We start from the raw sequence: 19,006 nt of genomic DNA, 5'->3' as shown, positions 1-19,006 counted from the left end.
CCCCGTCCTGCGCTCGCCGCGCCCAGGTGGACCGGTCGGATCATCCGTCCCGGCCCGTCAGGAAGTCGAGGAGTTCTCCGTTGACGACGTCGGGGCGTTCCTCCTGGCAGAGGTGTCCGCGCTGAGGAATGGGCACACCGCGGACGTTCCGGGCCAGCCCCTTCCAGACGTCCAGGAAGCCGTAGAGCTGTCCGACGGCGCTGAGGTCCTCGCCCCACATGGTCAGTACCGGGCAGTCGATGAGTTGGTCGGCGTCCTCGCGGTCCTGGGCGGCGTCCTGGGGCGCCGCACGGTAGTCCATGGAGGATCCCCGCACTGCCCCCGGCTGCTGGTAGGCGCCCATATAGACCGCGATCTCGTCCGGCGTGAGCAGGTCCGGGTAGGCCGCGATGCCGGGACGGGCCAGCCAGGTCTGCACGGAGCAGATGTTCACGATCTTTCCGTGGCCGCGCTCCACCATGCCCGTCGCCACCGCGCGTCCGACCATGAAGGCGCTGGTGAGGTTGGTGTTCACGACCCGTTCGAAGGTTTCCGCCGACACCTGGAGCAGCGGTTCGCGGTGCTGCACGCCGGTGTTGTTGACGAGTGCGTCCAGCGTGCCGATCCGGTCCTCGATCTCGCGTAGGGCCTGCCGGACGGCGGGCTCGTCGGTGACGTCGAAGGCCACGGCGTGCACCTTCGTGCCGGTGCGTGCCGCGAGTTCCCCGCGGGCGCGCTCCAGGGCCGCGGTGTCCCGGCCGTTGAGGACCACTTCGGCGCCGGCCTCGGCCAGCCCGGTGGCGAGGGCCAGGCCGATGCCCTTGCTGGAGCCGGTGACCAGGGCCCGGCGGCCGGTGAGGTCGAAGAGGGCGGGGCCTCGCACGACGGTTGCTCCGGAGGAAGTGCTCATGAGCACACCGCCGGGGTGCCGTAGTAGTGCATGAGCGCCGCGTTGTCGGCGTCACCGTGGCCCGTGGCGGCCAGCCAGCGGTGCAGCTCCGAGACCGCGGTGGTGACCGGAAGCGGTACCCCGGCCGTGCGCGCGTAGTCGCGGGCGGCGTCCAGGTCCTTGACCATGTTGCTGATCCGGCCCGTCGGAGTGAGGTCGAACTCGGCGAACTTCACGAAGAACTCCTGTGCTACGAGCGCGGTCTGTTCGCCCCGGAGACCCCCGAGGACGAGTCCCCCTTCGACCCCTTCGTCCACTGCATCGCCGGTCCCACGGCCGGTATGTGCGGCGGGTGGAGCCGCAGGAGAACGGCGACCTGGACCCGGCCGCGCTCCACGAGGCCGTCCAGGCCGCGAAGGCCGTGACCGACGGCCGTCGTGCAGCGCGATCGCGATGCGCTCGATCGTCGCCCGGCCCGCGCCGCACGCGCGGAACACCGAGGCCGCGCACGGCTCGGCGCCGGGCGCGGACGAGGTCGCGAGGTCGCCGCGACCAAGCGGGTGCTGGGCTGCTTCCTCCTCCTGGAACGGTGCGGTGGTCCGGCCCCTGGCGGACATGGGTTGCCCTGGCGGTGGCGGCCCTCGGGGTACCCGACGGGCGGGCCGGCGTGCTCTCCACGGCATGGGACCGGGGTATTGACGCACCCTCCCTCCGGTGCCATCGTTACGGCCACATAGACATCAGATGTCTGACGTCAGATGTGAACATCGAACGCGTCACGAACGAAGAGGTTCTCGCCATGTCGCTCTCGGACGACCTCGCCGAGCAGTTGCTCACCGCGATCATCGACGGCCAGTACCCGCCGGACTCCGCCCTCCCGCCCGAGGGAGAGCTCTCGGAGCAGGGCGGGGTCAGTCGGCTGACCGTGCGCGAGGCGGTCAAGCACCTGCGCGCGCAGAACGTCGTCAGGGTGGTGCGCGGCCGGGGCACCTACGTCAATCCGCCGGACCGCTGGACCGCGCTGGAACCGGTGGTGCGGGCGGCGTCGCGCGGCGCGAGCGGCGCCCTGTCGGAACGGCTGATCGAGGCACGCCGGCTCATCGAGAACGGCGCGTGCGAACTGGCCGCCTCCCGTCGCACCGAGGAGGACCTGGAGGTGCTGCGCCAGCACCTGGCGCTCATGCGGGAGGCCGCCGACGCGGGCGACACCGAGCAGTTCGTGCAGGCCGACATCGACTTCCACGACACGGTGATGCGGGCGACGGGCAACCTGTTCGTCCCGCTGCTGTTCGAGCCGTTCGGCCCGCTGCTCGTCGAGGGGCGCCGGGAGACGTCGGCCGTCCCCGAGATCCGGACCCACGCCATCGCGCACCACGAGGCGGTGCTCGCCGCGTTGGAGTCCGGCAGCCCCGAGGCCGCACGAGCCGCCATGGACGGCCACATGAACCAGACCGCCGACGACCTGCGCACCCACGTGATCAAACGCGACCTCGACTGACGTTCCCTCCGACACTCCGCTCAACTCCCCGTCACAGACCAGGAATTCGCCATGTCCCTACCCGTCCGTGCCCAGACGCGGCCCGTCCCCGAGGCCGCGGTGCTGGAAGGGCTCCCGCCGGTCCGCGAGGTGAGCGCCGCCGACGTGGCCGCCCGCATATCCGGCGGCCCCCGTCTCGTCGTCCTCGACGACGACCCGACCGGAACCCAGACGGTCGCCGACGTCCCGGTGCTGACCTCCTGGTCGGTGGACGACCTTCGCTGGGCGCTCAGCCAGGACAGCACCGCCGCCTTCATCCTGACCAACACCCGGAGCCTGTCGCCCGAGGACGCCGCCGCCCGCACCCGCGAAGTGGTCCGCGCCCTGCACGAGGCGTCGGCGGCCGAGGACACCCGCTACGTGCTGGCCAGCCGCGGCGACTCGACTCTGCGCGGCCACTTCCCACTGGAGACCGACGTCCTCGCCGAGGAGCTCACCTCGCTGGGCGTCGGCGCACCGGACGGCGTGGTGCTGGTGCCCGCCTACATCGAGGCGGGCCGGCTGACCGTCGGCTCCCGCCACTGGATGCGCACGGCGGACGGGTTGCTGCCGGTCGGTGAGAGCGAGTTCGCCCGCGATGCCACCTTCGGCTACCGCAGTTCCTCGCTGCCCGAGTGGGTCGACGAGAAGACCGGCGGACGCGTGCCCGCTGACGAGGTCCTGCGCATCACCCTCGACGACCTGCGCGGCGGCGGTCCCACGCACACCGCGCGGCTGCTCTCCTCGCTCCGCGGCGGGCGGACGGCGGTGGTCGACGCGGTGTGCGACGACGATCTGCGCGTGCTGTCCCTGGCCCTCGCGCAGGCGGAAGAGAGCGGGACGCGATTGCTGTACCGGGTCGGGCCGTCCTTCGTCAGGGCCCGCGCCGGACAGGCCGGACGACCACCGCTCACCCCCGCTGAACTGGGCCGGCCGCGCGGGGACGCGCCGCACGGGCTGATCGCCGTCGGCTCCCACGTCTCCCTGACGACACGGCAGTTGGACCGGCTTCGGGAGCGCGGCGGGATCGCCGAGTACGAACTCGACGTGGCCCTCCTGCTCGACGAAGAGCGGCGCGATGCCCACATCGCCGAGGTGGCGGCCGCAGCCGCCGGCGCGCTGGAATCGGCCGACGCCGTGATCCGCACCTCCCGCACGCTGGTGAAGGGTGCCGACGCGGGTGACAGCCTGGCGATCTCCCGCAAGGTTTCCGCAGCGCTCGTCGATGCCGTGCGCCGGGTCAACGCCACCCGACGGCCCGCCTTCGTCATCGCCAAGGGCGGCATCACCTCCAGCGACACCGCCACCCACGGCCTGGGGATCCGCCGCGCCTGGGCCAGGGGCACGCTGCTGCCCGGCATCGTCTCCCTCTGGGAGCCCGTGGACGGCCCCGCCGCCGGCATCCCCTACATCGTCTTCGCCGGCAACGTCGGCGGTGACGACGCCCTCGCCGACGCCCTCGACCTGCTCAGGAGCGCCTGATGCTGCTGCACGGAGCAGACGCGCTCAAGCAGGCCGCGCACGCCGGTCGCGCCCTGCCCGGGTTCGTCGCCTACAACCTGGAAACGGTCCAGGGCATCACGGCCGCCGCCGAGGCCACCGGACGGCCCGTCCTGATCCAGGCAGGCTCCAGCCCCTTCCGGCACGCCGGCCGCGAGGCCCTGATGAGGCTGGCGCTGGACGCCGCCGAGGACTCCGCCGCCCACCTCGGGGTGCACCTCGACCACAGCCGGGACCTGGACGAGATCACGGCCTGCCTGGAGGCCGGCTACACCTCCGTCATGGTCGACGGCTCCCACCTGCCCTTCGCCGAGAACATCGCTCTCACCGAAGAGGCGGTACGGCGGGCCCGTGACCACGGCGCCTGGGCGGAGGCCGAGCTCGGTGCGCTGCCGGGCGGCGAGGACGTCTCCACCGACGCCGTCGCACAGGCCGCGACGATGACCGGTCCGCGGCAGGCGGCCGAGTTCGTGGCCGCGACGGGCGTGGACGCGCTCGCCGTCGCCGTCGGCAATGTCCACGGCTTCACCAAGGACCCGGTCCGCCTCGACCTGGAGCGGCTGGCCGCGATCCACGAGGCAGTACCGGTCCCGCTCGTCCTGCACGGCGCCAGCGGTCTGCCCGTCGAAGAGCTTCACGGTGCCCTCGCGCGGGGCGTCGCCAAGGTCAACGTCAACGCCGAACTGCGCCGCGCCTACCTGGACGCCGTCCGCGCGGCCCTCCCGTCCGCGCTGCCCGGCTCCGACGTCGTCTCCCTGTGGGCGGCGGGCCGGGACGCGGTCCGGGACGCCGCCCTGGAGGTCATCGGCCGCCTGAACCCCCGAGCCGAAGGAGGGATCGCCTGACCCCGGACCAGCCCCGCTGACCACCAACCGCACCCCGGTGCCGTACGGCACCGGACCGTCGTACGACCCCCGCCGCATCGCACCACCCAGCGAGCCGCCCCGAGTGCCGCCGCTGCCTGCGCCACCCCCTCGCCCGAGCCGCGCGCATCTCCCCACGCCAGGGCCCTCCCCACCCCCGGCGCTTCTTCCGCTCCTCTCCTCTGTCCCCAGGAGGACACATGTCTGCCCCACCCCGTCCCCACACCGCCGTCATAGGTCTCGGTGCCATGGGACTTCCCATGGCACGCCGCTTGGCCGGCGAACTGCCCGTATCCGTCTTCGACATCGCCGCCGACCGGCGGTCCGTCCTGGCCGCCGAGGGTGCCCGCGACGCCGGGTCACCGGCCGAGGCCGCCCGTGACGCCGACGTGGTCGTGCTCGCCGTACGCGACCAGGCGCAGGTCGAGGGCGCGCTGTTCGGTGAGAACGGCGCCGCCGAAGCCCTCCGCCCCGGAGCGGTGGTGATCCTCACCAGCACGGTCGGCCCCGACGCGGCACGCGCCACGGCCAGGCGGCTCGCCGATCGGGGTGTGCTGACCGTGGACGCGCCGGTCAGCGGCGGCCCGGTGCGGGCCGGCAACGGCGACCTGCTGATCGTCGTAGGCGCCGAGGACGTGGCGCTGAAGACGGCTCGGCCGGTTCTCGACCTGCTGGCCTCGACGCTCACGGTCGTCGGCCCGCGTCCCGGCGACGGTCAGGCGATGAAGGCCGTCAACCAGTTGCTGGCCGGCGTGCACATCGCCGCCGCGGCAGAGGCGATCGCGCTCGCCCGGGGGCTCGGGCTCGACCCGGGCACGGTCGTGGACAGCCTGAAGCACGGCGCCGCCGGTTCCTTCATGTTCGCCGACCGCGGGCCGCGCATGGTCCAGGCGTACGACGACGGCCCCGATCCCGAGGTGAGGTCGCGGCTCGACATCTTCGTCAAGGACATGGGCATCGTCACCGGCATCGCCAAGGACGCCCACGTCCCCGTGCCCCTGGCCGCCGCGGCCGAACAGCTCTACCTGCTCGGCGAGCGCGCCGGACTCGGCGCCCGCGACGACTCCTCCGTCGTCACCGTCCTGTCGCCCAACCACCGGGAAGGGGAGGGACGATGAGCCACACCACCCTTCTGGCCATCGCGGTCGCCGGAGTCGCGACCCTGCTCCTGCTGATCCTCAGAGCCAAGGTCCAGCCGTTCGTCGCCCTCGTGGTCGTCAGTATCGGCGTCGCGCTGGCCGCGGGCGTGCCCGCCGCCGACCTGGTGAAGACCATCGAGGACGGCATGGGCGCCACCCTGGGCCACATCGCCACGATCATCGCGCTGGGCGCGATGATCGGCCGGATCATCGAACTCTCCGGTGGCGCCCACGCGTTCGCGCACTCCCTCATCGAGAAGTTCGGCTCCCGCCGCACACCCCTCGCCCTGACCGTCGCCGGGTTCGTCCTGGGCATCCCGGTCTTCTTCGAGGTCGGCCTGATCATCCTCATGCCGATCGCCTACGGAGTCGCCCGTGCCTCCCGCAGGCCCCTGCTGATCTACGCGCTGCCGATGGGCGCCGCGATGCTCACCGTGCATGCCTTCCTGCCCCCGCATCCCGGTGCCGTCGCGGCCACCGAGGCCATCGGCGCCAGCCAGGGCCTGGTGCTGCTGATGGGCATCCCGGTCACCGCCGTCGTCGTCCTGCTCGGCTACCTCGTCTCCCGTCGCCTCACCCGCCGCGAGTACCCGATGGACCCGGCCGTGCACGCCGAGGTGTACGGCGAACCGGAGACCGCAGGCGGCAGGCCGCCGACCACCGCGCAGCCGGGCCCCGGCCCCTCGGACGGCGGGCGGGCCACCGCCGTACTGACCAAGCCCGCACCCTCGGGCACCGACGTCCGGCCGCCGTCCTTCGGCATGGTCCTGGCACTGATCGTCACGCCCATCCTGCTGATCCTCCTCGGCACCATCGGCCAGAACACGCTCGCCGAGGGTTCCACCCCGCGTGCCGTGCTCACCGTCCTCGGCGCCCCGATGGTGGCCCTGCTCATCGACGTCGCCCTGTGCGGCTACTTCCTGGGCGCCCGCCGCGGCTGGAACCGCGCCCGCATCGCCGAGGTCATGGGCTCCGCACTGCCGCCCGTCGCCATGGTGATCCTCGTCGCCGGCGCGGGCGGTGTCTTCGGCAAGGTCCTGGTCGCCAGCGGCATCGGCGACGCGATCGCCGACGTCCTGGAACGCACCGGCCTGCCCGCGCTGCTCCTGGCCTTCCTGACGTCCCTCGCCCTGCGCGCGGCTCAGGGATCGGCGACCGTCGCCCTCATCACCACCGCCGGCATCCTCACCCCCCTGCTGCACCGCGCCGACCTGTCCACCGGTCAACTGTCGCTGGTGGCCCTGGCGATGGGCGCGGGCGCCCTCGCGCTGTCCCACATCAACGACGCCGGGTACTGGATGTTCACCAAGCTCGCCGGCCTCGACGTGGCGACGGGCCTGCGCACATGGACGGTCCTGACGACCGTCATGGGATGCGCGGGCTTCGTCCTCACCACAGCTCTCTGGCCGCTGGTCTGACCGGCCCGCAACCGTACGGAGCTGTCCGCCCGGGCCCGAGTGGTGTGAGCGGACAGCTCCGGCACGCCGTTGGGCCACTGCGTCGAGCGGGCTGTTCAGCAGGTTCAATGGAGGTGTGGATGACGTGTTGTGGAGCAGGCTGTCGGCCGAGACGCGAGCGGAGGTTGACGGTCTCATCGCCGCTGGACGCACTATCCAGGCCATCGTGGTGATGCGGGAACACGCCGGTCCGCCGCAGCCTGATCTTCGTGAGTGCGTCGATCTTCTGGCACGGCGGTTCGAGATACTGCGGGAGTAGGCAGGTCGCGTCGGCCGACCTCGACGTCGATCCGGAGGCGGGCAAGCGGTTGATCGCCTCCGCGGCCGGGCGCCAGCCCTCGGGCTCGCTCGGGGTCGACGACTTCCTCGTCGCCCTTCATCAACTCCCGGTGGGTGCGGCCGCGTTGTGAGGCCCCACCCACCGGGCCTCCGCACGGCCCCCGCCGTCCACCGCCCCCCCGAGGGCGCGGTGCCGCGGTCCTGCTGGTCGCGCTTCTTCGGCGACAGCCAGGTCCGGCAGTCCACTGTCGGGACGCCGTCATGCGTCACGGGGCGGCAGCCGGCTCCTGCTGCCCCCCTTGCGCGATCAGCGGCGAACACCCATCATCAGGAATCCTGATACTTGAACCTTGTACTGATGGGGTGAGCCGTGCCATTCACGCCCAGAATCCAGGCCAGAGGGGTCCAGCTGTTGCTCGGCCGAATGATGAGCCGCGTGCACAAGGACCTGCGCTTCACTGACATCCCCAAGCGCACGGAATCCCTTCGGGTGGAGACCGGCGCCGGACCGGTGACCTGCACCGTCTACCGCCCGTCGGTAGTCGCCGCAGCCCCTGCCCCCGTGTACGTCAACTTCCACGGCGGCGGTTTCGTGGTCGCCCGCCCCGAGCAGGACGACCACATCTGCCGCTACATAGCCGCCACGGCCGGCTGCGTCGTGATCAACGTCGACTACGCCGTCGCCCCGCAGCGGCCGTACCCCGTACCCGTCACCCAGGCATACGACGTCACCGCCTGGGTGGCCGAGAACGGCCCGGCCAACAACTGGGACGGCTCGCGACTCGCCGTCGGCGGACACAGCGCCGGGGCCAACCTGACCGCCGCGGTCTGCCGCACGGCCCGGGACCGCGGCACCTTCACGCCCCGCCTCCAGCTCATCGACTCGGCACCGCTCGACCAGCTCGCCGACCCGGCCACCAAGCAGTCACCCATCGCCAAGCCCCTGCTCACCCCTCAACTCATGCGGATCTTCACCGCCGCCTACGTCCCGGATCCCGCCGACCTCGCCCATCCGCTGGTGTCGCCCGGACTGGCCGACGACCTCGCCGGACTGCCGCCCGCCCTCGTCATCACCGCGGAGCACGACCGCCTGCGCGACGAGGGCGACGCCTACGCCAAGGCCCTGGAGGCTGCCGGTGTTCCGGTCACCCACCGTTGCTTCGAGGGTGTCGACCACTACTTCACCCACACCGGCCCGGTACCGGCCGGGAAGGAAGCCATCGATCTGATGGCCACCACCCTGCGCACGGCACTCAGCGCCTGACGCTGCCGGGCTGGTCGTCGAGAGCCGGCCGGCATGAAACGTGGTGCCACGCCCATGCGTTCCGCCGCGGCGTGAGGGGTTACGGGCGCTGTGGTCAAGTGGTCGGCGGGGTTCCGCCCCGCCCGGCCGCGTGGCGGAAGCCCGCGGCGGCGCCCGCACCTGCGGGGGCAGGGGAGACAGGCGCTGGTCCGTATCACTCGGTGGGCGCTCCAACGGTCTCGCCGTCGACGTCACCAACCGGGTGACGGCCAACGGGTCGAAAGTGCGGCTGTGGACCGCGCTGGGCAACGCCCACCAGCAGTGGAGCCGCGCCTAGGGGAACGAACCGACGGGGTGCGGCGCCGACGCGCGGCCGCACCCCGAAGGCCCGGCAGCACAGATTCGCCACACGTGACGACTCGCCGGCCCGACAGGACTTCTCTGAAGGGCTGCACGGATCCAGGCGCGCGCACAGAGCAGGCCGGGCCGCTACCAGGAGGCCAGCGAGCCGTCCGCGTTGCGCCACACGGGGTTGCGCCAGTGGTGGCCGCGTTCGGCGGCGGCGCGGACCGCGTCCTCGTCGATCGTGATGCCCAGGCCCGGGGCGGTCGGGCGTTCGATGTAGCCGTCGCGGAAGGCGAAGGCCTCCGGGTCCACGAGGTAGTCCAGCAGTCCGCTGCTGTCCCCGTAGCCGATGCCGAGCGCCTGTTCCTGGATGAGGAAGTTGGGGATGGCGAAGTCGAGTTGCAGGCTCGCGGCCAGTGCGATGGGCCCGAGCGGGCAGTGCGGAGCCACCAGGATGTCGTACGCCTCGGCCATCGAGGCGATGCGCCGGGTCTCGGAGATGCCTCCGGCGTGGCTGATGTCCGGCTGGGCCACGGCGATGCCGTCCGACAGCACGGAGCGGAAGTCCCAGCGGGAGTAGAGCCGTTCACCGGTCGCGATGGGGATCGAGGTGGAGCGCACCACGGCGCCGAGGTCCCGGGAGAACTCGGGCAGGACCGGCTCCTCCACGAACATCGGCAGCAGCGGCTCCAGGAACGGCAGGACCCGGCGGGACATCGCCCCGCTGAACCGGCCGTGGAAGTCCAGCGCCAGGTCGCGGTCCGGACCGATGGCCTCGCGCACCGTGCTCACGCAGTCGACGATGGCGTTGATGGCACCGGCCGTGGCGAGCGGCTCCAGCTGGCCGCAGGGGTTGAGCTTGACCGCGGTCAAGCCCTTGGCGACCTGCTCGGCCGCCGACTCGCCCAACTGCTCGAGCGTCTCCCCGCCGACCCAGCCGTAGACCCGCACCCGGTCGCGCACATGGCCGCCGAGCAGTTGGTACACCGGCACACCGTGGGTCTTGCCCGCGATGTCCCACAGGGCCTGGTCGATGCCGGCCAGGGCGCTGTTGAGGACGACGCCGCCGCGGTAGAAGCCGCCCTTGGCGAGCAGCTGCCAGTGCTCCTCGATGCGGGCCGGGTCCTGCCCCACGAGGTGGTCGAACATCTCCTCGACGCACTTCGCGACGGTGTGCGCCCTGCCCTCGACGATGGGTTCGCCCCAGCCGGAGATGCCCTCGTCGGTGTCGACCCGCAGGAAGAGCCAGCGTGGTTCGACGAGGAAGAGTTCGTATCCAGTGATCTTCATGGTGCGGACCTCCGGGTCCTGGTGCACGGCCCGAGGGGCCGATGGGTGCGGGCAGGGGTGTCGCGGGTGTACGGGATGAAGGACGGCCGGGGAGGAGCGGTCGCGCGGGGTGTTGCCGGACAGCCGGCCGCCCCGGGCTACTCCTGTGAGGTGATGCTGCGGCCGCCGTCCACGAGCAGGTTCTGGCCGGTGACGAACGAGGCGTCGTCGGAGGCGAAGAAGGCCACGGCGGCGGCGATGTCCTCGGGGGTGCCGAGCCGGCCGACCGGGGTGCGCGCGGCGGCCCGGGCCTTGTACTCCTCGGGCGTCCGCGCCCACAGGGCCGTGACCACGGACCCGGGGAGGACGGAGTTGAACCTGATCTCCCCGCCGTACTCGACGGCGAGCTGGCGTACCAGGGCGTCGATGCCGCCCTTGGCCGCCGCGTACGCGGGGAAGCCCTTGAAACCGAGGGCCGCGTGGATGGACGAGGTGATGACCACCGCGCCACGGGCGGCCCGCAGCAGGGGAACCGTGGCCCGGACGCCGTAGAACACCGAGTCGAGGCAGAGACGCAGCTGGTCGTGCCAGCCGGCGTCGTCCAGCTCGTGCGCCGCCCCGGGGAGGTTCCGGCCGGCGTTGAGGTGCAGCACGTCGAGGTGACCTGTCCAGGACGCCACCGCCTCGACGGCCTCGGTCCAGGCGTCGCCCGAGGTGACGTCGAGCCCGCGGTGCCTGGCCCGTCCTCCCTCGGCGGTGATCTTGTCGGCGACCCGGCGGGCGCCCTCGGCGTCCACGTCGGTGACGAGGACCGACGCCCCTTCGGCGGCCAGGCGGTGGGCGGTGGCCTCGCCGATGCCGGAGGCGGCCGCGGTGAGCAGGGCCGTGCGGCCCGTGAAGCGGGTGAGACCTGCCCGGCTCATGGGGCTTCTCCCGGTCTCGCTGTTGAGCCTCGCAGCACCATGCGCGGTTCCGTGGGGACGACGACGTCTCCCACGGGCGCCCCCTCGATGTCGGCCACCAGGGCCTCCACGGCGGCGGTGCCCAGCTCGTACAGGGGCATCGCCACGGTGGTCAGCGGCGGGGAGAGGTGGCCGGCGACCGGCAGGTCGTCGTTCCCGACCACGGAGACGTCCTCGGGGATCCGCAGGCCGAGGTCCCGGACCGCCGACATGGCGCCGATGGCCTGGGCGAGGGAGCTGGTGTAGAGCGCGGTGACCGGCGGGCGGGTACCGCCGTCGGCCGGACGCAGCAGTTCCCGTGCCGCGGACACACCGCCGTCCTCGGTGAAGTCACCGGACGCGACAGGAGCGGCGGACAGGCCGAGTTCCTCGGCGTGCCGCAGGAACGCCTCCTTGCGGACCTCACTGGGGGAGATGCCCGGCGGACCCGCGATGTGGCCGACCGCGCGGTGACCGAGGGAGTGCAGGTGGTCGAGGGCGGTGACGCTGGAACGGGCCACGTCCATGGTGACGTTCCGGCCGGAGCCCTCCACCGAGCGGTTGAGGAAGACGTGCGGGACCGGGCTGCGGCTCAGGGTGTCCAGCAGGGGGTGGCCGGGGCGCGCGGAGGCGATGAGCAGTCCGTCGACCCGGCCTTCCTGCACCAGGTCGTTGAACGACTCGTCGGCTTCCTGCCCGTCGAAGTCCTCGGCCAGCAGGGAGAGATAGCCCAGCTCACGGGCGCGCTGGTAGGCGCCGCGGGCGATGGTGACGTACGTGGGGTTGGCGAGGGCGGGGACGAGCAGGGCCAGGGCATGCGTGCTGGCGCCGGCCAGGGCCCGGGCCCCGGAGTGGGGGCGGTAGCCCAGCGCTTCGGCGGCCTCGTGGACGCGGCGCCGGGTCTCCGGCCGGACGGACAGGTCCTCCCGGCCGTTGAGCACCTTCGACACGGTGGCCTTGGAAACCCCGGCCCTCTCCGCGACATCCACCAGCCTGGCCCTCACGGGCTGTTCCGGCATGTGGGTCTCCCTTTCCGCTGTGTGCCTCGGGCCACTCGAGTGTGTTGTCGATGGCTTGTTATGACCTCTTGACGATCCCCTTGACACCTTCTGGCGCCGCAACCTAACGTTCGCCGCACCTTCAGTCAACCGGTTTCCTCAGACGGAAATAAGCGATACATCTGGGCAGAGCCACAGAAACCGGTCAGCCCGTCCACGGCAACATCTCAGCCATCCCGTCCATGGGTGGGGTGTGCCCTGAGGTGCCCCGCAGGCTCACCGCGGACGCGACCACCGTCGCCTCGCGGTCGGCCGAGACCGACGCCGCCACACGTGTACGACGACGTGTGCGCGTCCGGCCCGGGACGTTCCCCACCGCCGACGAGCGTGCCGGGCGCTGCCTTCCCGGCTCGCTTCCGCGGCCCACCCATGCCTCTGTCCGCTCCTCGCGGCAGCTCCGCATGCACCGCACGCGCCGTACTCCCCGCAGAAAGGCTCATCAGCATGCCCGTCCCGACCACTGGGTCCCTCGACAGACGCCGTTTCCTCACCTTCTCCGGTGCCGCGCTCGGCGCGGCCGCGCTGTCCGGCTGTGCCGCCTCCGTCGACGACGGATCGGGCGGCGGCGGTTCGAAGAGCGGCAGTACGACGCTCACCGTCATGTCCACCGAGGATGAGAAGAAGGTCATCCAGGCGGCCGGGACGGCGCTGGGCATAAAGATCAACTTCGTCGTCCGGGACGAGACCAAGCTCAACGCCATGCTGGCGGCGAAGAACCCGCCGGACGTGGTGCGCGGCCTGGGTGCGGTGGAGACGCCGTACTTCGCCGCACGCGGGCTGATGGCCGACCTGGACCCGTACTTCGCCGACAGCTCGGTGCTCAAGGCGTCCGACCTCGACCCGGTCAACGACGTCTGGCGCTATGACGGCCGGAAACAGGGCGCGGGGCCCCGCTACGGCATCGCCAAGGACTACTCGCAGGACCAGATGTTCTGGTACCGCACGGACATGTTCGAGGCGGCGAAGCTGGATCTGCCCAGCGAGACCGAGCCGCTGTCGTACGACGAGTGGCTCGACCTGGGCAAGCAGCTGACCAAGCGCAGGCTCGGCAAGGTCAAGGTCTACGGGCTGAGCGCCGCGGGACTCGGAACCTTCTCCATGCTCATGGGCATGACGGCCTCGGCCGGCGGGAGCCTGTTCGCCGAGGACCTGGCGTCGGTCGACCTGTCCTCGCCCGAGGCGCTCAAGGCACTGACGTGGTACCTGGAGTACGCGCGGGCCGACATCGGCCCGAACGTCGCCAATCCGAACCCGGACGGCTGGGACTGGCCGACCTACCAGGCCGGGCGGATGGCGATGGCCTGCGACGGCTACTGGTTCAGCGGCGCGATCGGCGGCGACCCCAAGGTCGCCGAGGTGTCGCGCTTCGCACCCGCTCCGCAGCTCGGCGGCAACCGCGTCAGCTCCTGCTTCGCCGCCACCGGCTACTGGATCCCCAAGGCGGCGAAGAACAAGGACGCGGCCTGGAAGTTCTTCGAGTACTACTTCGCGGGCAAGCCCGGCGAGGAGCGGGCCGCGAGCGGCTGGGGCATCCCCAGCCTGACGTCGCTGCGCTCGAGGATGCCGCAGGGCACGGAGTTCCAGAAGCAGGCCTTCAAGGTGCAGGAGCAGGAGCTGGCGCACTTCTCCGTACTGTCGTTCACCCCGTACGCCCAGCTGACCGCCCTGGAGGGGGTCATCAACAAGGTGCTGCCGAAGGCCATCAAGGCCAAGACGTCCGCGGGCAAGGTCGCCGACGAGCTCAACAGGCTCATGAACGAGCAGATCGCCCAGGGCAAGGAGCTGGTGGGGTGAGCACCGGCCAGCTCGTCGATCAGGCCGCCGGGCCGGGGGCGGCGTCGTCCCCGGCCCGCCGGCCGGCCGGCTCGCCGCGCAGACCGGCCTCGCTGCGGACCCGCCGGGCGCGGGCGTTCTATGTGTTCACCGGGCCCTGGGTCCTGGGCTTCCTGGCCCTGACGGCCTTCCCGCTGGGCTACGCGCTGTGGCTGAGCTTCACCAACGCCGACGGGTTGTCGAACAACTCGCGCTTCGTGGGGCTGGACAACTACCGGGAGGTCTTCTCCGACCCGGACACGATGAACGCCCTGTGGCGCACCGGGGTGTTCACCGCGATCACGGTGCCGCTGACGATCGCGGCGGGACTGCTGCTGGCGGTGCTGGTGAACCAGCCCATCCGGGCCCGCGGGTTGTTCCGCACCCTGCTGTACCTGCCGGCGGTGGTGCCGCCGGTGGGCGCCGCTCTCACCTTCAAGCTGATCTTCGACCGTGACTCGGGCGCTGCGAACGGCGCCCTGGACATGGCCGGTATCAACGGCGTCACCTGGCTGGTCGACCCGTACGCCCGGTGGGTGCTGATCGTGCTGACGATGTGGGCCGCGGGCAACGGCATGATCATCTCGCTGGCGGGGCTGCAGGACATCCCCAAGGAGCTGAACGAAGCGGCCAGGATGGACGGCGCCAGTCCCTGGCAGTCCTTCACCCGCATCACCCTGCCGCTGCTGTCCCCGGTGATCTTCTTCCAGGTCGTCACCGGCATCATCGGCGCGCTCCAGTCCTTCATGCCGCTGCTCATCGCGCTCGACCCCACGCCCAGGGGCGTCACGTCCGTGCCCGAGAGCAACTACTTCTACATGATCCACGTCTTCGCCCAGTACTTCGCCAACGGCCGCTACGGTTACGCCTCCGCCCTGCTGTGGGTGCTCTTCGCGATCATCTGCGTCGTCACCTTCCTCATCTTCAGGCTCAGCAAGGGCGCGGTCTTCTACTCCGTGGAGCCGGAGCCGGCGAAGCCCAAGGCCCGCACGATGGGAGGCGGCCGATGAGCGTGCTCTCCCGGCGCACCACCGTCTACATGATCCTGATCGCCATCCTGGTGCTGATGCTCAGCCCCTTCGGCTGGCTCGCGATCACCGCGCTCAAGGACGCGTCCGAGCTGCGCGCCTTCCCCATCCACTGGTGGCCGCACGATCCCAGCTTCGGCAACTTCCGCGAGGCGCTGACCCTCTTCGACTACCTCGGCTACGCCCGCAACTCGCTGACGATCGCCGTCGTCTACGCGGTGCTCGTCACCCTCGCCTCGGCCTGGGCGGGCTTCGGCTTCGCCCGGCTGGAGGCCCCGGGCAAGAAGGCCATCTTCGGCGTGCTGCTGTCGACGATGATGCTGCCGGGCGTGATCACGCTCATCCCGACCTATCTGATGTTCGCCAAGCTCCACCTGATCAACACCTACATGCCGTGGGTGCTGTGGGGTCTGTGCGGTGCGCCGTATCTCATCTTCCTGTTCCGGCAGTTCTTCACCAACATGCCGAAGGAACTGGAGGAGGCGGCGATCGTCGACGGCTGCGGGCAGATCCGCGTCTTCTGGCGGATCTTCCTGCCGCAGTCCTGGCCGGTCATCGCCACCAGCCTGATCCTGTCCTTCTCCTGGACCTGGGGCGACTACATCGCGCCGGCCCTGCTGCTGGACGACGCCCGCACCACCCTCGCGGTCAAGCTCGCCACCGGCTACGTCAACCAGCACGGGGCCCAACTCCACAACGTGGTCGCCGCCGGTGCGGTGATGTACGTCGTACCCGTGCTCGCGCTGTTCCTGATCATGCAGCGCGGCTTCATCTCCGGGATCTCCACCTCCGGGCTCAAGTGACGCTGTTCACCGACGCACCATCTCGCAAAGGAACTTCTCATGACCGACACCCTGGGCACCGGCAACTCCCCGGCGGCGGTGGGTTCATGACGGAGCGTCCCGCCCTCACCCCGCAGCTGGACCGGACCCGGGTCATGGCCATCCTGCGGTCGGCCGACGCGAGCGGACTGCCCGCCGTGGCCCGGGCCCTCGCGGAGGGCGGCATCACCTGCCTGGAAATCACCCTCACCACCTCGGGCGCCCTCGACGCACTGGCCGCCATCCGGGACGAACTCGGGCCGGGGGTGGCGGTCGGCGCCGGCACGGTGATCACCACCCGGGACGCGCGGAACGCGCTCGCGGCCGGGGCCGGGTTCCTGGTGGCCCCCGTCGTGGACACCGAGGTGATCCGCGGCGCCGCCGACGGCGGCATTCCGTGCTACCCGGGCGCCTGGACACCCACCGAGGTGTCCACCGCCTGGCGGGCGGGCGCCGCCGCCGTCAAGCTCTTCCCGGCGAGCACCGGCGGCCCCGCCCATCTGCGACAGCTGCGGGCCCCGCTGCCGCACGTCCCGCTCGTCGCCGTCGGCGGAGTCGGCGTCGACCGGGCGCGCGACTACCTCGACGCGGGCGCCCACGCCGTGGGCATCGGCTCCCCGCTGCTGCGCGGCGCCGACCGGGACCCGGCACCGGAGGCCCTGGGCGCCGTCACCGCGAGGGCCCGCACCCTGCTGGACGCCATCCGGGCCACGCCCGCTGTTCAGGAGGCGCGCAGGTGAACCACCCGACCCCGCAACGTCACTTGGTGACCGTCGGCGAGGCCCTCGCGGTCCTCGCCGCGCCCGAAACCGGCCCGCTCGCCCTGGGATCCGGTCTGCGCCTCGGACTCGCCGGAGCGGAGTCGAACGTCGCCGTCGCGGTCAGCCGCCTCGGCGGATCCGCCACCTGGATCGGCCGCGTCAGCGACGATTCTCTCGGTGACCTCATTCTCCGCGAGCTCCGCGCGGAGGGCGTCACCACGGTCGTCGCACGCGACCCCGCCCCCACCTCGCTGCTGCTGCGGGAACGCCGTACGGCCACACACAGCCGTACGCGCTACTACCGCACCCACACGGCGGGCTCCCGGTTGTCCGCCGAGGACATCCCCGAGGACCTCGTCGCCGGAGCGGCGGTCCTGCACATCACCGGAATCACCCCGGCGCTGGGCGAAGGGCCGTCCCAGGCCGTCACCCGCGCCGTGGACATCGCCGTCGACGCGGGAGTCCCGGTCTCCCTGGACATCAACTACCGCTCCCTGCTGTGGAGCGAGGCCGACGCCAGGCGCACGCTTCTGCCTCTGCTGCGCAGGAGCGACCTGGTCTTCGCGGGACCGCACGAGGCCCGGCTCGTGGTGCCCGGCGCCGACACCCCGGAGGAACTCGCCCGGGGCATCTGCGACCTCGGACCCGCCGGAGCCGTGGTCAAGCTCGGCGCCGAGGGCGCGTACGCCCTCCTCGACGGCCGGGAGTACCGGGAGCCCGCCGTGCCCGTCACCGTGCACGACTCCGTGGGAGCGGGAGACGCGTTCGCGGCCGGGTACCTCGCGGAACTGCTCGCCGGCCAGCCGCCGGAACACCGGCTGCGGACGGCGGCGGTGCTCGGCGCCTTCGCCGTCAGCACCACGGGCGACTGGGAGGGCCTGCCCAGGCGCCACGAACTGGACCTGCTCGACCACCACGACGACATCGTCCGCTGAACGCCGACCGGGCGCGGACTGTGCCACACCCATGCCCCGATCCAAGGAACCACCGGGAAGCCCCATGCCAACGCCCGCCTCGCACCAAGCTGTTCACGTCCTCACCGGCTCCTACACCCCCGACACCGGCGGTGCCGGAACCGGGCTCGCCGCCCTGCGGCTCGATCCGTCGACCGGCCGACTGTCGTACGACGACGAGGTGGCGCCCCTGGCCGTCAGCGGAGCCTCCTTCCTGGCCGCGCACCCCTCCCTCGACGTCGTCTACAGCACGAACGAGACCGACCCCGGAACCGTCAGCGCCGTCGCCCGGCAGCGCGACGGTTCACCGACCCCGCTGGGCGCCCCGCTCGACAGCGGCGGCGCCAACCCCTGCCACCTCACCGTCCACCCGGACGGGGGCTGGCTGCTGACCGCGAACTACGGCAGCGACACAGCTCCCGGCAGCGTCGGCGTGCTCCGCCTCGACGCGGACGGACGCCCGCTGGAGCTGACCGACGTCGCCGTCCACGAGGGGTCGGGCCCGGTCGCCGGACGGCAGGAGGGCAGCCACGCCCACCAGGTGCTCGTCGACCCGGCGGGCCGTCACGTCCTCGCCACCGACCTGGGCGCGGACGCGGTCTTCACCTACCGGCTGGACACCCGCACGGGCACCCTCCACCGGACGGCGGTGAACCGGCTGCGCCCCGGCTCCGGCCCCCGCCACCTCGCCTTCGCCCCCGGCGGTGAGCTGGTGTTCAGCGCGGACGAACTGTCCTCCACCGTCACCTGCCACCGCTACGACCCCGACACGGGCACCCTCACGGAGATCGCGCACGTCGCCGCCACGACCGCCGAGGACGTCACCAACCAGCCAGGCGGAATCGTCGCCTCGCCCTGCGGGCGCCACGTGTGGGTGACCAACCGCGGCGCGGACACGGTGGCCGCCTTCAGGGTCACCGACACCGGCCTCACCCCGATCGGCGAGGTCCCCACCGACGGTGCCTGGCCCCGCGGTCTGACCTGGGCCGCCGCACATCTGCTCGTCGCCAACCAGCACGGCGGAACGCTCGCCGTGCTGCGGGTCCTGGACTCGGGCGACCTCCAGCCGGCCGGCCCGGCGGTCCCCGTCCCCTCGGTGGTGTGCGCACTCGCGCTCTGACCGCTCCTCCTGTTCGTCCAGTACGGCGCGAGA

General features: G+C 71.9%; 19 protein-coding genes and 1 pseudogene. 15 read left to right on the top strand and 5 right to left on the bottom strand.

Going from position 1 to position 19,006, the window contains the following annotated elements; all coding sequences use genetic code 11:
* Positions 1 to 40: 40 nt before the first annotated feature.
* Positions 41 to 889, bottom strand: a complete 849-nt coding sequence (locus ACF1A1_RS21395) for an SDR family NAD(P)-dependent oxidoreductase (protein WP_392001859.1) — start codon at positions 887 to 889, stop codon at positions 41 to 43.
* Complete coding sequence (locus ACF1A1_RS21390; protein ID WP_392001857.1) at positions 886 to 1,104, bottom strand: NAD-binding protein; 219 nt, start codon at positions 1,102 to 1,104, stop codon at positions 886 to 888. The genes ACF1A1_RS21395 and ACF1A1_RS21390 overlap by 4 nt, the downstream gene beginning before the upstream one ends.
* Before the next feature lie 15 nt (positions 1,105 to 1,119).
* On the opposite strand from ACF1A1_RS21390, the pseudogene ACF1A1_RS21385 reads away from it, so the two are divergent.
* The 9 genes and pseudogenes from ACF1A1_RS21385 to ACF1A1_RS21345 all read left to right on the top strand — a co-directional run.
* A pseudogene (locus ACF1A1_RS21385) lies at positions 1,120 to 1,429 on the top strand (transketolase); the annotation flags it as partial.
* Between the two features lie 238 nt (positions 1,430 to 1,667).
* The gene (locus tag ACF1A1_RS21380; RefSeq protein ID WP_392001856.1) at positions 1,668 to 2,366 is read left to right on the top strand and encodes a FadR/GntR family transcriptional regulator; all 699 of its coding nucleotides are present in this window, start codon (positions 1,668 to 1,670) and stop codon (positions 2,364 to 2,366) included.
* Between the two features lie 51 nt (positions 2,367 to 2,417).
* Positions 2,418 to 3,866 carry a four-carbon acid sugar kinase family protein gene (locus ACF1A1_RS21375; protein ID WP_392001854.1) on the top strand — a complete coding sequence of 483 codons (1,449 nt, stop codon included), beginning with the start codon at positions 2,418 to 2,420 and terminating at the stop codon, positions 3,864 to 3,866.
* Entirely contained in the window at positions 3,866 to 4,729 is an 864-nt protein-coding gene (locus ACF1A1_RS21370; RefSeq protein ID WP_392001852.1) for a class II fructose-bisphosphate aldolase, read from the top strand. Before ACF1A1_RS21375 ends, ACF1A1_RS21370 begins: the two co-directional genes overlap by 1 nt.
* Positions 4,730 to 4,947: 218 nt before the next feature.
* Positions 4,948 to 5,865, top strand: coding sequence for an NAD(P)-dependent oxidoreductase (locus ACF1A1_RS21365; protein ID WP_392001850.1), 918 nt, complete (start codon positions 4,948 to 4,950; stop codon positions 5,863 to 5,865).
* Entirely contained in the window at positions 5,862 to 7,304 is a 1,443-nt protein-coding gene (locus tag ACF1A1_RS21360; protein ID WP_392001849.1) for an SLC13 family permease, read from the top strand. The genes ACF1A1_RS21365 and ACF1A1_RS21360 overlap by 4 nt, the downstream gene beginning before the upstream one ends.
* 248 nt (positions 7,305 to 7,552) lie before the next feature.
* Positions 7,553 to 7,753: a hypothetical protein gene (locus ACF1A1_RS21355; protein ID WP_392001848.1), complete on the top strand. Its 201-nt coding sequence runs from the start codon at positions 7,553 to 7,555 to the stop codon at positions 7,751 to 7,753.
* 296 nt (positions 7,754 to 8,049) lie between these two features.
* Positions 8,050 to 8,886, top strand: a complete 837-nt coding sequence (locus tag ACF1A1_RS21350) for an alpha/beta hydrolase (protein WP_392002010.1) — start codon at positions 8,050 to 8,052, stop codon at positions 8,884 to 8,886.
* A 130-nt stretch (positions 8,887 to 9,016) separates the two neighbouring features.
* Positions 9,017 to 9,202, top strand: a complete 186-nt coding sequence (locus ACF1A1_RS21345; RefSeq protein ID WP_392001846.1) for an RICIN domain-containing protein — start codon at positions 9,017 to 9,019, stop codon at positions 9,200 to 9,202.
* A 152-nt stretch (positions 9,203 to 9,354) separates the two neighbouring features.
* Here ACF1A1_RS21345 and dgoD read toward each other — a convergent pair whose 3' ends face one another.
* The 3 genes from dgoD to ACF1A1_RS21330 all read right to left on the bottom strand — a co-directional run bounded on the left by dgoD (position 9,355) and on the right by ACF1A1_RS21330 (position 12,439).
* Positions 9,355 to 10,500 carry a galactonate dehydratase gene (gene dgoD / locus ACF1A1_RS21340; RefSeq protein ID WP_392001845.1) on the bottom strand — a complete coding sequence of 382 codons (1,146 nt, stop codon included), beginning with the start codon at positions 10,498 to 10,500 and terminating at the stop codon, positions 9,355 to 9,357.
* Between the two features lie 137 nt (positions 10,501 to 10,637).
* Positions 10,638 to 11,402, bottom strand: a complete 765-nt coding sequence (locus tag ACF1A1_RS21335; protein WP_392001843.1) for an SDR family NAD(P)-dependent oxidoreductase — start codon at positions 11,400 to 11,402, stop codon at positions 10,638 to 10,640.
* A complete protein-coding gene (locus ACF1A1_RS21330) occupies positions 11,399 to 12,439 on the bottom strand; it encodes a LacI family DNA-binding transcriptional regulator (RefSeq protein ID WP_392001841.1) in 1,041 nt (346 codons plus the stop codon). Before ACF1A1_RS21330 ends, ACF1A1_RS21335 begins: the two co-directional genes overlap by 4 nt.
* 483 nt (positions 12,440 to 12,922) lie before the next feature.
* Here ACF1A1_RS21330 and ACF1A1_RS21325 point away from each other — a divergent pair, with 483 nt between their 5' ends.
* The 6 genes from ACF1A1_RS21325 (at position 12,923) to ACF1A1_RS21300 (ending at position 18,973) form a co-directional block, all read left to right on the top strand.
* Positions 12,923 to 14,272: an extracellular solute-binding protein gene (locus tag ACF1A1_RS21325; protein ID WP_392001840.1), complete on the top strand. Its 1,350-nt coding sequence runs from the start codon at positions 12,923 to 12,925 to the stop codon at positions 14,270 to 14,272.
* A complete protein-coding gene (locus ACF1A1_RS21320; RefSeq protein ID WP_392001838.1) occupies positions 14,269 to 15,300 on the top strand; it encodes a carbohydrate ABC transporter permease in 1,032 nt (343 codons plus the stop codon). The genes ACF1A1_RS21325 and ACF1A1_RS21320 overlap by 4 nt, the downstream gene beginning before the upstream one ends.
* Entirely contained in the window at positions 15,297 to 16,121 is an 825-nt protein-coding gene (locus tag ACF1A1_RS21315; RefSeq protein ID WP_392001837.1) for a carbohydrate ABC transporter permease, read from the top strand. Before ACF1A1_RS21320 ends, ACF1A1_RS21315 begins: the two co-directional genes overlap by 4 nt.
* A gap of 86 nt (positions 16,122 to 16,207) precedes the next feature.
* Positions 16,208 to 16,879, top strand: a complete 672-nt coding sequence (locus ACF1A1_RS21310) for a bifunctional 4-hydroxy-2-oxoglutarate aldolase/2-dehydro-3-deoxy-phosphogluconate aldolase (RefSeq protein ID WP_392001835.1) — start codon at positions 16,208 to 16,210, stop codon at positions 16,877 to 16,879.
* On the top strand, positions 16,876 to 17,835 hold the full coding sequence (locus ACF1A1_RS21305; RefSeq protein WP_392001833.1) for a sugar kinase: 960 nt from the start codon (positions 16,876 to 16,878) through the stop codon (positions 17,833 to 17,835). Before ACF1A1_RS21310 ends, ACF1A1_RS21305 begins: the two co-directional genes overlap by 4 nt.
* Before the next feature lie 64 nt (positions 17,836 to 17,899).
* Positions 17,900 to 18,973 carry a lactonase family protein gene (locus ACF1A1_RS21300; protein WP_392001831.1) on the top strand — a complete coding sequence of 358 codons (1,074 nt, stop codon included), beginning with the start codon at positions 17,900 to 17,902 and terminating at the stop codon, positions 18,971 to 18,973.
* Positions 18,974 to 19,006: the final 33 nt, after the last annotated feature.

Origin of the sequence: Streptomyces sp. NPDC014995, from assembly GCF_043080745.1 — a bacterium.
Taxonomy (GTDB): Bacteria; Actinomycetota; Actinomycetes; order Streptomycetales; family Streptomycetaceae; genus Streptomyces.
This window is presented reverse-complemented; position numbering and strand designations above follow the sequence as displayed.